Genomic DNA, 14,459 nt, shown 5'->3' on the forward strand with positions numbered 1-14,459 from the left:
TCACGGCTGCACCTTCTGCGCTGGCAGGCGGGCATGGCCATGCTTCGCCTTGTTTCCATTACCACCCAGTATCCACAGCCCCCGCATCTGGTCGACCAGCTTCTGCAGGCTGGCAGCGGTGGACTGCGCCTGCACCAGGAGCACCGGAAGCTGCTGACTGGCATCCTGCAGGTTATGGGTGATGGCGGGTGTTGCGTTGCTCAGGTCGCCCGTCGCCTTCTGCACGTTGGTCATGCTGGCACTGGCCTTGTCCATGACGCCTGCAAGCTGCTTTTCAATCGGCGCAAGCTGGCTGACCGTGGCATCGAGCGTGGTGATCATCTGCTCGGCCTGACGGATCAGGTCATCATTGGTCATAAGCCGCCCGATGGAGCCCTTGCCCGCATGCATGTCCGTAATGGTGGCGTCCAGCGTCGCCATCATGTGCTGGGCATTATCCAGAACAGGAATGACGCGGTCACGGATATCGCTGAAGGTCTGGGTAATGGTATCCGCCGGGTTGGGGGCGTTCGTGGCGCTCAGCACCGCGTAGCTCCAGTCCAGCTTTTCACCCGCCCCGCGCGAGATGTCGATATAGGTCGCGCCGGCCACGACAAAACGCTTGCGGATGATGGCCGAACTGTCATGACGGATATAGGGTTCGATATCGGGATCGATCTCCGCAATCGCATACATGCCGCCCGACGGATTGATGCGCACGCGACGCACTGTGCCCGCGTGAATGCCCATCACCTCCAGATCATCGCCCACGGCAAGGCCGCTTACGCCATTTTCAGGCAGCACGATCCGCAGCCTGCCCGCAGGTCGCAGCCAGTCATGGAGCACACCGGCTTCAATCACCGCGCCGAACAGGATGACAAGCGACAGCAGGACAAGAATACCCACCCATTCATCGGCGTAACGGACACGCACAAGCTGCCGGATTCCGTCTGACTGTTGTTTCTGGACCATTACATCACCCGCATGGGAAAAAGACCTTCATCGAGAAGGCGCATGTGGAGATTGACCGCCTTGCGATACTCACGCCACGCGACCGCGGAGCGGACAAACCATAGCACGCCACACCCCCGGTCGCGTGCTGCGGTCATCATTTCAAAAAACGGCAGCACATTTTCTTCAGGCAGCACGTCGGATATGTCTTCCAGCACCAGCAGGTCGGGCCGGCCGAGGAATGCCCGCACACATGCCGCCCGCGCCTGATCCGCTGCCGAAAGCCGGTCCGGCGCCGTGATCGGCAGGCCGGGAAAACCGAACCTGCGGCCCAGTTCGGTGGCATGTTCAACCACGTTATCCAGCGGGTCGTTGGTATGGTACAGGTGCGGCAGCATGATGTTGAGATGCGTGCCGAACAGGTTCAGCCAGCTTCCACTGCGTGAAATACGGCCAATGCGGCCCCGCAATGCATTAAGCTGCCTGTCGCGTAACGTGGTCCAGTCCAGCCCCATGAACCGGATGTTACCCTGGCTGAGTGAAATCATGCCCGTGCACAGATCCGCGAATACGGCGGCGCGGTTTTCATCACGGCAGTCGATGACCACGCATTCGCCGGGCATGATGCGCAGGTTGTAAGGTGCGGGCATAAGCCCGCTCTCCTCGAAGGTGGGCACAACGTCGCGCAGTTCCAGCAGGGGTGCATTGGCTGTCATGGTCAGAAATCCAGCATGAAGAGGATATTGACCACCAGCACCAGCATGATCCCGCGCGCAAAACCACGCGGCATGATGCTGGCCATGGTGTCATTGCTGCTGACGGTCAGCCCTGAAATGCACGCGCCCAGCCCGACGAAGAAGCCGACCAGCACGAATTTAAGCGGAATGATCAGGTAATCCCACGTGGTCATGGCCCCGAGAACGTTGAAAAAGAACGTCCAGACCGAGGATGTGATGGCCCCGCTCGCATGCGCCACCATGAACCCCATGAGCAGCGACACGACCGAGAAGATCATCCCCAGCGTGAAGCCCCCGACCGTGAAGGCAAAGGTGCGCGGCATGACCAGCGCCAGAAACGGATCGATCCCCCGCGCCTGCAGGCCGCGCACTTCGCCACCCAGCACCAGCATCCCGATTTCCGTCAGGCACAGCATGCCACTACGCCCCATAAGGATGATCCCCACAAGGATGGGCGAGATTTCGCGCACCAGAACGGAAACAAGGATGGACCCGGTCATCTGCGCCATGCCGGCATAGCCCAGCCAGTATGCAGCCTGCGACACGACCATGAGGCCGGTCAGCGTGGCCGTGACCACAATGCTGAGGAAACCGCCGCCGACGACCTGCCGCAGGGTCGCCCGGAATTCATAGATAACCGGCCTGCGCCATGAATTGGGCCGCAGGCTTTCGCGCAGCGTGCCCCAACCCGCCCCGATCAGCAGTAGCGTGAAACGGACCTGATGGCGCGTCAGGCGTCCGATACTGGCAAGCCACGGCGCAAAACGCCGCAACACCAGCATGACGCGGCCCGCCTTATCAGGCTCCGACGGTCCCATGCCGGGTGGCTGCCCGCCCTGGGGCATGCTGGCCTGCCCTGAGGTGGGAATATCCGTCATCGCCGTCCGGCCAGCACATAGGTACGGGTCAGACCGACACCGGGGATAAAGAAGCGTCCACGCTCACGGAACAGGAAATTCTGCCGCAGGGCGACATACACTTCTTCCGATACCTGAATGGTGCCCACATCCGGCGCGCCCTGCGCCATCATCTCGGCCATGCCCATGGCGTCGCCCCACAGGTTGAATGCCTGCGGTTCCTTGCCCAGCATGCCGCCAAATACCGGCCCGACGTCAATGCCGATACGGAAAACCGGGTCCATGTCTTCCTTCGCCAGCATGGACAGCGTGCTTTCACGCATCATGAGCGCGGCGTTGGCCATGCGATACGCGGCCCCCTTGTCCGGCACACGCGAACAGCCCGCAACGCAGACCACGCGATGCCCCAGCATACGGATGGAATACAGCCCGCACTGATGGGCGATATCCTGCAATATCCCCGCCATGGTATCGATCAGCTTGATATTCGCGGTCGGATCGTCCTGCGCCGTCATCACGATGTCCGACAGGCTGATGACCATGATGGCCACGGCGGGATAGAATCCGTCCACCTTGGTCATGTCCGTCGTGGACGGCTGACCTTCCGCCGTCATGGCGGCGGGTTGCAGAAGGAAACCCTGGCTGGGGTCGCGTGGTTCTTCTTCCGCCGTGGGTTCGGACTCCAGTTCTTCCCTTGCCGCAGCCACGGCCGTGTAATGCTGCGCGGAAAAACGGGCGGCAGCCACACCGGCGATCATGTCCACGAAGTGGGAGACCATTTCCGCCCGGGGCGCATCTTCCAGCGTGATGACGCCTACAGGCCCGCTGCTACCCAGAATGGGATTGCAGAACAGCGCCCTGCTGCCGAAGGCGCGCATATAGACCCGGTAGAAGGCGGACGTACGGTCATCATCCGCTGCGCTGGCTATGACCAGCGCATCCCCGTGGGATACGGAATCAAAGAAGCTCTTGAGATCCGTGGTGGCCATTTCAAAGCCACCGGAATGCACGTCCTGCTGCCGGTCGTAGGAATCGATGCACATCAGGGTGTGCCCGTCATGCAGGATACGCCATATGGCAGCACGCCGGGCCAGCGACTGATCGGCCAGCGCCTCGGTCAGGATCAGGGCATTGTCTTCGGGATTGAACAGTTCGGGATAGGCCGCAACAGATTGCAGGGCATGGCTTTCATAGTTGGCCACGGCATGCGCCTGCTCGATCTGACGGTGCATGCGCTCGCCCCTGCGGGCCTGAAGGAACAGCAGGAAACCCAGCCCCGACGCCATCAGCACCACGAGGATGGAGAACAGCAGGTTCTGCCGCCCGTCCGCCATGGCGAAGCGCGAAAAATCATCTTCCGGCGCAACCAGCAGCAGCACCCAGCTATCCGTCCCCACCGGCAGGTTGGCCGTGATGGTGACATAGTTCCGGTTCTTCACGCGGACGGTGCGCGCGCCATAACCATGAACCCGGTACTGGTCGAATGCCTTGCTCATGACCGGGAACTGGCTGGGATCGAGCACCATCTTCAGCGGGTCGCCATTGGCTCTGGCCAGCGTTTCCTTCATGGCGTGTCCGGCCAGAACATGCCCGTCATGATCCATCAGGATGGCGTTGCCGCTCTGACCGATCTTGAGCGAATTGAGGAAGCTGTTCAGATGGTCGAGCGAGAGGTTGATGGCATAGACATAGGTCTTGTTATCCAGCCCCTTGTACGGGACCGCCGCCGTCAGCGTCAGTTCCCGGGTCATTTCCACAAGGTAAGGGTGGGTCCAGTATTCGCGTCCCGCCTTGATCGTATCGGTGAACCATCCGTGCCCGCGCGGATCATACTGTTTCGACGGGGTCTGCCATTGCCGGACGGTCTTGCCCTGCGCGTCACGCTGTTCATGCGCGAAGACCGAGTTGTCCGTTCCGGGGTTCTGCAGGGTTGTGATGGCTACACCCTGCCCGTCCGGCCCACGCTCCAGTTCACTGAAATTGCCATCACTGTCGGCCAGATAGAAAGACTGGATCTGTGGTACGTTGCGCAGCATGGTGCTGCTGTAGGCATTGAATATCTTCTGTTCGACCGCGGGTGCGCCGTGTTCAAGCATGTCCCGCGCCACGATCGCCCCCGCCGAAGCGGGCATGAGGAAGGAACTGACTTCCTTGGCGATATAGTCCTGCTGGCTGACCAGCAGGTCATGCGTAAGCGCAAGGGCGCCGGTGCGCACCGTGCGGTAGGAATGCCACCCTACGCCAGCAATAACGGCGATGACCGAAACGACGCCGGCCACCGGAATACCGATATGGAGCAGGAAGCGCCTGAACTGATCGGAAGGGGCGATCGTGGGATCGACAATCTCGTCCGTGGACAATGCTCTCTTCCTGTTCAAGACATCCGGTACGATTAACGTCCCGACCCTAACCCAGACGGGCTGGCTGACCAACCCTTTGTTACATGCCGTATCCTCATGCCAGCCACAGCGGATCGGATAATCGCTTCACAAATGCCTGATGGGCCTCGATTTCCGCTTCCGTCGGCTGGACACGCACCGGCTGGTGGCCTGCGGGACGCGCATAGGTATAGGTGGCGATGCCGCCACTGCCTTCTTCCACCGCCAGCCCCAGCCCGCGCTGCCTGCCACCGGTCAGCTCCAGATAGACGGCGGCCAGAAGCCGACAGTCCAGCAGGGCGTTATGGGTCGTACGTTCGGACAGGTCGATGGAAAAGCGGCGGCACAGGGCATCGAGGCTGTTGGGCATGCCGGGAAAGCGTTCGCGCGCCATGTCCAGCGTATCGACCATACGCCCCATGTCGAGTTCCGGCAGCCCGGCCCGCCCAAGCTCCGCATTAAGGAAGCCGAAGTCGAAGCGTGCGTTATGCGCGATCAGGGCATCATCGCCGACGAAATCCAGAAACCCTTTTGCAATCTCGGCAAATTTGGGCTTTCCCTCAAGGTCGGCACGGGTGAAGCCATGCACGCGGGATGCTTCCTCGGGCACGTCCCGTTCGGGATCGATCAGCACATGGAAGTTGTTGCCGGTGGGCAGGTCGCCCATCAGTTCCAGCGCCGCGATTTCAATCACGCGGTCACCCTTGAGCGGATCAAGCCCGGTGGTTTCCGTATCGAACAGGATGGAACGCTTCATGCTGACTTCCTTCTGGCCTGCGCCCATGCGATGGGCGTATCTTCACGCATGGCGCGCAACAGCCGCCGGACCTGTCGCACCGTATTGAAACGTGACAGGCCGGTTTCAATAATCACATCCGCCTTACGCCGTCGCAGCCGGTCGGGCATCTGCCGCGCCAGCACCGCATCGATCTGGGCCGGTGTCATCCGCCCACGGCGCAGCACGCGCGCGCGCTGCACTGGTGCAGGCGCACTGACGACCGCGACACGGTCACACAACCGCTCCGCCCCGGTTTCAAACAGCAGCGGAATGTCCAGCACCACCCAGCGGCATCCATCACGCCGGGCGCGTTGCAGGAACTGCCGCCGCGCCGCACTGACCATGGGATGGATGATTTTCTCCAGCCCGCGCATGACAGCCGGATCAGACAGGGCCGCGCGTCGCAATACCCCCCGGTCCAGCACATTGTCCCGCACGGAACCGGGCACCAGATTTTCAATGTCAGGCAGCGCACGCCCATGCGGGGCCTGAAGGGCGCGGACCACGGCATCGGCATCGAACAGCCGCACGCCCGCCCGTTCCAGCATGGCGGCGGTCGTGGACTTGCCCATACCGATCCCGCCGGTAAGCCCGAGTACGCGCATTGCCCGTCCGATCAGCCCGCGCGGGCACGCCGCAGGTCGGCATCCAGCAGGGCTTCGACCTCCGGTCCCATGTCGGGCACCGCGCCGAACCATTTGCGAAAGCCTTCCCCGGCCTGCTGGATCAGCATACCCAGCCCATCAACCGTGCGCAGCCCCCGTGCGGCAGCCTGTTCCAGCAGGGCCGTCTGTCGTGGCACATAGACAATGTCACATACCACAAGATCAGGGCTGGCCTGTTCCAGGCTGAACGGGAAAGCCCCGCTGTCCACCCCTTCCATGCCGATGGAGGTCGTATTGACCAGAAGTGTGCATGACGGAAGGGCCTGCCCGGCCTGTTCCCAGTCAATCACCTCTATCCCGTCAAGGGAGGCCGCAAGCGCCTGCGCACGCGCACGGGTGCGGTTGGCGACAATGACCTTCACCCCCCGGTCCAGCAGGCTTGCGGCAATGGCGCGTGCCGCGCCGCCAGCCCCCAGCAGCAGGGCACGGCCGCCCGCGACTTCAATGCCATGCGCCTCGACATTGGCGACGAAACCGTCACCATCGGTGGAATATCCTTCAATCGTCCCGTTTTCGGCGAAGACCAGCGTATTGACCGAACCGGAGCGTTCAGCCGAACGGTCCAGCCGGTCCACGATCCGGTAGGCCGCCTCCTTATGCGGGATGGTCACGTTCACGCCCCGGAAACCGGCCGCCCGCAGGCCATGCACGGCGGTCTCAAACTGCCCCGGCGCCACCGGCAGGGGCACATACACCCCGTTGACGCCACTTTTTTCCAGCCAGAAATTATGCATGAGCGGCGAACGCGAATGCGCCACCGGCCAGCCGATCACCCCGGCCAGAAGGGTATGCCCGTCGATACGCGGCCTCTGTTCCATTATCTTTTCCATCAGGCTGTCTGTTTACGCGCGCCCACGGCCTGACCGCTGAACTCCTGCCATGCCTGCGGCAGGATACGCGCAAGCCGCGCCGCCCATTCCGCCTGTCCCTCCGGCCCGGAAATCAGGTCCTGCCGGATCTCGATTTCCAGATAGGGCAGACCGCGCCCTTCGGCATGGACCGGCACGGTATAATCGCTCACATCCGTCAGGGCATAGGGTTCGTTGCTTCCCACAACCAGTCCCTCTTCCGCACGCAGCAGGTCGCGCACCCGCAGCCCGAAGGCCGGGTTGCGGTTGTGCAGCACCCCCGTATGCCATGGCCTCGCCTGCCCGTTCATGCGGTCGGTAAAACTGTGCAGGGAAATCAGCACCACGGGCAGGCCCGCATCCAGACGGGCGGAAAGTTCGGCCCCGATCCGCTGGTGATAGGGCAGGAATATCTCCTCTACCCTGCGGCCTTCCTCATGGGCGGTAATGTCGGCATTGCCGGGCACGACCGTGCCATCACTATGCCGCACGATGGATGTCGGATGTCCCGGCGCACGGTTACAGTCGATGACAAGGCGTGAATACGCCTGTTCGATCAGGACACAGTCCAGTTCCTGCGCCAGCAGCCGCCCGGTTTCGGCCATGCCGATATCACAGGCGATATGACGATCCCGGTCCCGGTCGCTTACGCCCATATTGCCCAGCGTGGCGGGAATGGCGCGACCGGCATGGTCGCTGACCAGCACGAAAGGCAGACCGGGAGGGAGCGCCTGCGCCCCGATGGCCGAGGTGCCGAACTGGATGACGGGTGCCGGATCATCCTGCGTCAGCAGACGTGACGGCTCTTGCGCAGGGGCTGCATGCTGCATTGTGGCGGGGCGTCCTATGCCATGGGCGGGTTGAAACATGACCCTACAGTCCCCACGGCATGAGTAAAAGACCCCACGCCGCAACCCTCCCCCTGCATGACAGGACGGATGCACCTGAGCAGCGGGCCACAGCAAAGATTGTGTCGGACGCATCACACCGGTAGGGTGCGGCTGCCATGGCATGATGCCATATATAATCCTTCATCACACTTGGGGTAGCTGGAACACAGGATGCCGGGGAACGCGAAAAAGCTGACGGATCAGGACGCGCAGAAAGCAAACGCGCAGTGGGGCGGGCGCTTCGCCGGGGGGCCGGCCGCGATCATGCAGGACATCAATGCCTCGATCGGCTTTGACCAGGCATTATGGCGGCAGGATATCGCGGGTTCCAAGGCCCATGCCGCCATGCTGGCCAGAACCGGCATCATTTCCGACGCCGATGCCCGCGCCATTACCGAAGGGCTGGATGAAATCGGGCGCGAGATCGCGGCGGGCACGTTCGAATTCAGCACGGCGCTGGAAGATATTCACATGAATATCGAAGCCCGCCTGTCCGACCGGATTGGCGAGGCTGGCAAGCGCCTGCATACCGCGCGGTCACGCAACGATCAGGTGGCGACCGATTTCCGCCTGTGGGTACGCGACGCCATTGATGGTCTTGACCAGCAGGCCGCATCCCTCATGCGCGCACTGGCGCGGCGCGCAGCCGAACATGCAGCCACCCCCATGCCCGGCTTCACCCACCTGCAGACCGCCCAGCCCGTGACCTTCGGCCATCACCTTATGGCCTATGTGGAAATGCTGGCGCGCGACCGGGGGCGGCTGCTGGATGCCCGACGCAGGCTGAATGAATCGCCACTGGGGTCCGCAGCCCTGGCGGGGACGTCCTTCCCCATCGACCGGGAAATGACGGCCAGCGCCCTTGGTTTCGACCGCCCGACAGCCAACTCGCTCGATGCCGTATCCGACCGTGATTTCGCGCTGGAATACCTCTCCGCCCTGTCGATCATGGCGGTACATCTGTCCCGTCTGGCGGAGGAGATCGTGATCTGGTGTTCCGCCCCCTTCTCCTTCATCCGTCTGTCGGACGCCTTCACCACGGGTTCGTCCATCATGCCGCAGAAGCGCAACCCCGACGCGGCTGAACTGGTCCGCGCCAAGGGTGGGCGCATTACCGGCGCGCTTGTCGGGCTGCTGACGGTCATGAAGGGTCTGCCGCTGGCTTATGCCAAGGACATGCAGGAAGACAAGGAACCCGTATTCGCCGCGACGGATGCCGCGGCACTCAGCCTTGCTGCGATGGACGGCATGATCCGTGACCTCAGCGTCAATGCGGAGCAGATGCGGGCCTATGCGGGGTCGGGATTCTCGACCGCAACCGATCTGGCCGACTGGCTGGTGCGTGTGCTCCGGGTGCCGTTCCGCACCGCCCATCACGTGACCGGACGGCTTGTTGGCAAGGCGGAAGCGAAGGGCGTGGGTCTTGCCGACCTGACGCTGGAGGAAATGAAGGCGGAAGAACCCGGCATTACCGAAGATATCTTTTCGGTGCTGGATGTCGATTCCTCCATCGCGTCACGCACCAGCCATGGCGGCACGGCGGCAGATAACGTCCGCGCCCAGTCCGCACGCTGGCTGGAAACGCTGGGGGCAGAATGATGCACCTTCTTGCCATCCTGCGCGGGCGGATCGCCGGAATCATGCTGATGGTGGGCGTGCTGGCGGCCATGGCCACAACGCTTGACGCCTGCGGGCGCATCGGCGCGCCCCATCAGCCCGCGCGTTCAGATGGGTATTACAGGAGCTATCCCAGCCCCGACCGCTGATACCACGCGGTCAGGACAGGCTGCCCGGCCCGAAACTGTCGGGCAGCAGGTCCGCCAGCGTGCGCACCAGCAGCACGCCTCCCTGCGGCGATACCATGGTGACCGTGGTATCGGGGGCTGCGAATTCCCTGATCTTCTGCCGACATCCACCGCACGGCGTGCAGGGCGTATCCAGTCCGCCACACACCACCACGCGCCGGATTTCACGCGCGCCCGCCGCTGCCATGGCCGCGATGGCGCCTGCCTCGGCACAGGTCCCTTCCGGGTAGGCCGCATTTTCCACGTTGCACCCGGCGAACATCCTGCCATCGGCTGTCTCGACCGCCGCGCCAACCTGAAAGCGTGAATACGGGGCGTAGGCCCGCAGCCTTACCTCCGCCGCCGCCTGCACAAGAGGGTCATTTTCCATGACTGATTTGTGCTTCCCATCCTTTCATGCGTCAAGCACCTTGGAAGCGGCGGAGCAAGGCGGTATCGTAGCGGCCATCATGGCTGATGCTCCCCTCACCTGTCCCGGACAGGACCCCTCCGTTTCCGATCTTCTGGCCGTCCGTCCGGCGCTGTCCATGCATGCCGTGGACGGGCTTGTGCTGGAAGACGTGCCCCTTAATGCCATTGCGGATGCGCTGGGCACACCCACCTGGGTCATGAGCGCGGGCACGCTGCGCGCACGCTACCGGCGGCTGGCCACGGCGTTCGAGGGAACGGACACCCCTGTCTCGATCCATTTCGCCGTCAAGGCCAACGATCATCTGGCCGTACTGCGCGTACTGGCCGCCGAAGGGGCCGGGGCGGATGTGGTCAGCGGTGGCGAACTGCGCCGGGCCATGGCGGCGGGCATCCCCGCATGCCGGATCGTCTTTTCAGGCGTTGGCAAGACGGCTGATGAAATGCGGCTGGCCCTGCGCGCGGGCATTGCCCAGATCAATGTGGAAAGTGCGGAGGAACTCGATCTTCTTTCCGCCGTTGCCGTGGATGAAGGACTGGATGCGCCGGTTGCCCTGCGCATCAACCCCGATGTGGATGCCGGTACCCATGCCAAGATCACCACGGGCCTTGCCACCAACAAATTCGGCATTCCCTACAACCGCGCGGCGGACCTTTACGCCCATGCGGCAGGCCTGCCCGGCATCCGCGCCGTAGGGCTTGCCATGCATATCGGCAGCCAGATCACCCGTATGCAGCCTTACCGCACCGCCTACGCGAAGCTTGCGGAACTGGTGCGCACCATCCGCGCGCGCGGTCTTGCGGTTGACGTGCTGGACTGCGGTGGCGGGCTTGGCATTTCCTACCGCGATGAAAGCGAGGGCGCGCCCGAAGCCCTTGCCAGCGCGATCCATGCCGAACTTGGCGATCTGGGCACGCGCCTTGCCATTGAACCGGGCCGCTGGCTGGCCGGACCTGCCGGGGTGCTGCTCAGCACCGTCATCCTGCGCAAATCCGGCTATGACGGCATGCCCCCCTTCCTTGTGCTGGACGCGGCGATGAACGACCTCATGCGCCCCAGCCTGTACGATGCGTGGCACGGAATCCTGCCGCTTTCACCCACGGAAGCCTTCGCACCGGTCGAACAGGTGCATGTGGTGGGACCGGTATGCGAAAGTGGCGATACCTTTGGCCATGACCGCAGCCTGCCACATATGGAGGCCGGTTCGCGGCTCGCGCTGCTGGACTGCGGCGCCTATGGCATGGTCATGAGTTCAACCTATAACGCCCGCCCGCTGGCGGCACAGGTCATGGTGGATGGCAACCGCTGGTCCGTCATCCGCGACCGTCAGCAGACGGAAGAACTGTGGGGTGCCGACCGCATTCCCGAATGGGTGGATACCGCGCTCCTCCCCGCTGGCGGAGGCCTATGACAGCGGGGCAGGACAGCACCCAGCCCGGCGGCACCCTGCCGCGACGTCTGGCCCATGCGCGCCAGCAGGCCCGGCGTGCCCTGTGGGTGGAGCGGCTGTGGCCGCTCATGCTGCCTGCCGCCAATGCTGTCATGGGTGTTGCGGCGCTGGGACTTACGCGCCTGCCCCAGTCCATGCCCGATGGGCTGCACGGTCTTGTTCTGGCAGCGATCCTTGGCGGCACGGCCTATGCGACGTGGCGGCAGTGGCAGCGTATCCGCCCCCCTACCGCACACGAAACCGACCGGCGGGTGGAACGTGCATCGGGCCTGTCCGGCCAGCAACTCAGCACATTGCAGGACCATCCTGCCAACGCGACCACGCCACAGATCGCCTATCTGTGGCAGGTGCATCTGCAGCGCACCGCCGCATCACTGGGGCGACTGCGTGGCGGCTGGCCGCACCCGAACCTGCGCACAACCGGCGGGTGGCAGGCTACACCCCTTCTTGCCGCCCTGCTGGCAGGTGGTCTGTTATGGACGGGTGGTCATGCTCCCAGCCGGATCATGGCAGCCTTCGTGCCCGGCGTGGATGATGCGGACACCCCCGCGCCACAGGTCAATGCATGGATCACCATGCCAGCTTACGCCCCCGGCGCACCGGTCTTTCTTGACGCCGCCCATACGGACGCAACCGTGCCAGCAGGCGCGCAACTGACCGTAACGCTGAACGGGCTGCACGGCAGGCCCGTCCTGCGGGTGCGGCGCGACGGTCGGCAACCGGTCATGGGCGCGCATACCTTCCATGCGCTGGGACAGGCAAGCTGGAATACCGAATCGCCCCTGTTGGCCAGCGGTACGCTGACCCTGCGCGGCCGTGGGCGCACGCTGGCGCAATGGAACCTGAAGGTAACGCCCAACCCCGCGCCTGAAATCGCGTGGGGCAAAGACCCGGGCAGTCATGAGGGCGAATGGCGGACCCGCCTGCCCTATCATGTATCGCAGCCCTACGGCGTCGCCAGCCTGCATGCGGAACTGATTGCGCCTGATAGCGGACAGCTCATTACCTCCGTGCCGATCCCGCTCAATGGTCATCCGCGCGTGGCGGATGATGTGGCGACACCTGACCTGTCCGAAAATCCGTGGGCAGGAGAAGAGGTGACAGCCCGGCTGGTGGCCACCAGCAGCAGCAATGTGACCGCGACATCCACCCCCATCCGCATGCGCATCGGGGCACGTTCATTCACCAATCCGGTGGCCAAGGCGATACTTGATATCCGCAAGCGCATGGCCCTGCACCGGGAAAACCGCGCACAGGGCAGCCGGGAACTGCTGGCGCTGGGACAGACCGACACCGTGCTGACGCATCAGGCCGGCTTCATGCTGGCCCTGACCAGTACGGCAGCCGTGCTGGATAGCGAGGACGTAAGCGATGAATACGCCCTTGCGCAGGCAACCGGACGACTGTGGTTTCTTGCACTCGATATCGAGCATAAGCGCCACGACATAAATAACGAACAGGCCGATTTCGGCGTACAGGCGGCGCAGGAGGCCGTGCGCGAACAGCTTGAACATATGCGCCAGATGGGGGCCGCCGGTCAGGGCGCGGACCAGCAGGCGGAACTCCAGCACCGCATGCAGGCCCTCAAGGATGCCCTTTCGCGCAAGATGCAGGCACTGGCGCAACAGGCGATGCGGGAACATTCGGCCATGCCCGCCATCCCGGAAATGACAATGCGGGGTGAACAGAACCTTGGCCGCATGATGCAGCAGTTGCAGGATGACGCGGCCAATGGCCGCGATGCGGACGCGATGCAGAAACTCCAGCAGATGGAGGACATGGCCGAAGGCATGCGTAACGCCACCCCGCAGGACATGGCCCAGCTTGCCCAGCAGATGCAGGCCCGCCAGCAGGCGCGCGAACTGCGCCGTGACCTGCGCGATCTGACCACGCGCCAGTCCCAGTTGCTCGATCACGCACAGTCACGCATTGATCAGGAACAGCGCGAACAGGAACGCAATGCCGCCCGCCGCCAGACCGACATGGACGAGGATGGCTCCGACCTGTCCACCCTTTCCACGGCCGACCTGCTGCGCCAGTTGGGCATTACGCCCCCCGATGCCGCGCCTTCGCCCGCCCCGGCCCCCACCACGACGCCACCACCGGAAAGCATGTCCCCTGAAGCCCGCACCATACAGCAGCATGCCGACCGGGCCGTGCAGCATGCCCTTGCCCGTGCCCTGCATGAACTGCGCAATGAGTTCAAACAGGCAGGCGGCAAGGACACGCCTGCGCTGGACAGGGCACAGACGGATATGAAAGCCGTCCGCGCCGCCCTTGGCGCAGGCAAGGACACCGACGCGGCGGGGGCGGAGAAAAAAGTGCTGGCCGATCTGCAGCAGGGCGACCAGCAGATGCGCCAGTCCATGCGCAACCAGAGCGCGCGCAGCGGCATGACCGTTTTCCTGCCCATGGCATCAGGCGGAAATGGCAAAGGCGGCAAGGGCAGCGGTGGCATCCATCCCAGCGATCAGGACGATGAGGATGATGACGACCAGCAGGCCACGGACAAGAATGACCGTGATCCCCTGGGCCGCAAGACGGGCGATTCCCACATGGGCATGGATAACGAAACCCATGTGCCCGACAACGCCAGCCGCGAACGGGCGCGCGAGATTGAACAGGAACTGCGCCGCCGCGATTCCGATCGCACCCGCCCGCCAGAAGAACTGGAATATCTTGATCGTCTGCTACGGGCCTTCTGAAGGTCCG

General features: G+C 63.6%; 13 protein-coding genes. 4 read left to right on the forward strand and 9 right to left on the reverse strand.

Features of this window, described 5'->3' with window-relative positions:
• The 8 genes from ACBR42_RS08695 to ACBR42_RS08730 all read right to left on the reverse strand — a co-directional run bounded on the left by ACBR42_RS08695 (nt 1) and on the right by ACBR42_RS08730 (nt 8,023).
• On the reverse strand, nt 1-951 hold the full coding sequence (locus ACBR42_RS08695; RefSeq protein WP_110547234.1) for an MlaD family protein: 951 nt from the start codon (nt 949-951) through the stop codon (nt 1-3).
• Nucleotides 951-1,646 (reverse strand): ABC transporter ATP-binding protein, encoded by a 696-nt coding sequence (locus ACBR42_RS08700; protein WP_371207749.1) that lies wholly within the window; start codon nt 1,644-1,646, stop codon nt 951-953. The genes ACBR42_RS08695 and ACBR42_RS08700 overlap by 1 nt, the downstream gene beginning before the upstream one ends.
• 2 nt (nt 1,647-1,648) lie before the next feature.
• Nucleotides 1,649-2,545: an ABC transporter permease gene (locus ACBR42_RS08705; protein ID WP_371207750.1), complete on the reverse strand. Its 897-nt coding sequence runs from the start codon at nt 2,543-2,545 to the stop codon at nt 1,649-1,651.
• Entirely contained in the window at nt 2,542-4,884 is a 2,343-nt protein-coding gene (locus ACBR42_RS08710; protein WP_282757615.1) for an adenylate/guanylate cyclase domain-containing protein, read from the reverse strand. The genes ACBR42_RS08705 and ACBR42_RS08710 overlap by 4 nt, the downstream gene beginning before the upstream one ends.
• Before the next feature lie 94 nt (nt 4,885-4,978).
• Nucleotides 4,979-5,659, reverse strand: coding sequence for a DNA polymerase III subunit epsilon (dnaQ, locus tag ACBR42_RS08715; RefSeq protein WP_110547232.1), 681 nt, complete (start codon nt 5,657-5,659; stop codon nt 4,979-4,981).
• The gene (gene coaE / locus ACBR42_RS08720; protein WP_371207751.1) at nt 5,656-6,285 is read right to left on the reverse strand and encodes a dephospho-CoA kinase; all 630 of its coding nucleotides are present in this window, start codon (nt 6,283-6,285) and stop codon (nt 5,656-5,658) included. The genes dnaQ and coaE overlap by 4 nt, the downstream gene beginning before the upstream one ends.
• A gap of 11 nt (nt 6,286-6,296) precedes the next feature.
• Nucleotides 6,297-7,163 (reverse strand): shikimate dehydrogenase, encoded by an 867-nt coding sequence (locus ACBR42_RS08725; RefSeq protein WP_371207752.1) that lies wholly within the window; start codon nt 7,161-7,163, stop codon nt 6,297-6,299.
• Nucleotides 7,164-7,174: 11 nt separating this feature from the next.
• Complete coding sequence (locus ACBR42_RS08730; RefSeq protein WP_102324324.1) at nt 7,175-8,023, reverse strand: N-formylglutamate amidohydrolase; 849 nt, start codon at nt 8,021-8,023, stop codon at nt 7,175-7,177.
• A gap of 231 nt (nt 8,024-8,254) precedes the next feature.
• On the opposite strand from ACBR42_RS08730, the gene argH reads away from it, so the two are divergent.
• Nucleotides 8,255-9,682: an argininosuccinate lyase gene (gene argH / locus ACBR42_RS08735; protein WP_102324325.1), complete on the forward strand. Its 1,428-nt coding sequence runs from the start codon at nt 8,255-8,257 to the stop codon at nt 9,680-9,682.
• Complete coding sequence (locus ACBR42_RS08740; RefSeq protein ID WP_165927249.1) at nt 9,679-9,849, forward strand: hypothetical protein; 171 nt, start codon at nt 9,679-9,681, stop codon at nt 9,847-9,849. Before argH ends, ACBR42_RS08740 begins: the two co-directional genes overlap by 4 nt.
• Nucleotides 9,850-9,859: 10 nt before the next feature.
• Here the strand turns inward: ACBR42_RS08740 and ACBR42_RS08745 are convergent, their stop codons facing one another.
• Nucleotides 9,860-10,258, reverse strand: a complete 399-nt coding sequence (locus tag ACBR42_RS08745; protein WP_282757627.1) for a cytidine deaminase — start codon at nt 10,256-10,258, stop codon at nt 9,860-9,862.
• Between the two features lie 79 nt (nt 10,259-10,337).
• Here ACBR42_RS08745 and lysA point away from each other — a divergent pair, with 79 nt between their 5' ends.
• The gene (gene lysA / locus ACBR42_RS08750; protein WP_371207753.1) at nt 10,338-11,708 is read left to right on the forward strand and encodes a diaminopimelate decarboxylase; all 1,371 of its coding nucleotides are present in this window, start codon (nt 10,338-10,340) and stop codon (nt 11,706-11,708) included.
• A complete protein-coding gene (locus tag ACBR42_RS08755; RefSeq protein WP_371207754.1) occupies nt 11,705-14,452 on the forward strand; it encodes a DUF4175 domain-containing protein in 2,748 nt (915 codons plus the stop codon). Before lysA ends, ACBR42_RS08755 begins: the two co-directional genes overlap by 4 nt.
• Nucleotides 14,453-14,459 lie beyond the last annotated feature (7 nt).

Source organism: Komagataeibacter sp. SM21 (assembly GCF_041402665.1).
Taxonomy (GTDB): Bacteria; Pseudomonadota; Alphaproteobacteria; order Acetobacterales; family Acetobacteraceae; genus Komagataeibacter; species Komagataeibacter saccharivorans.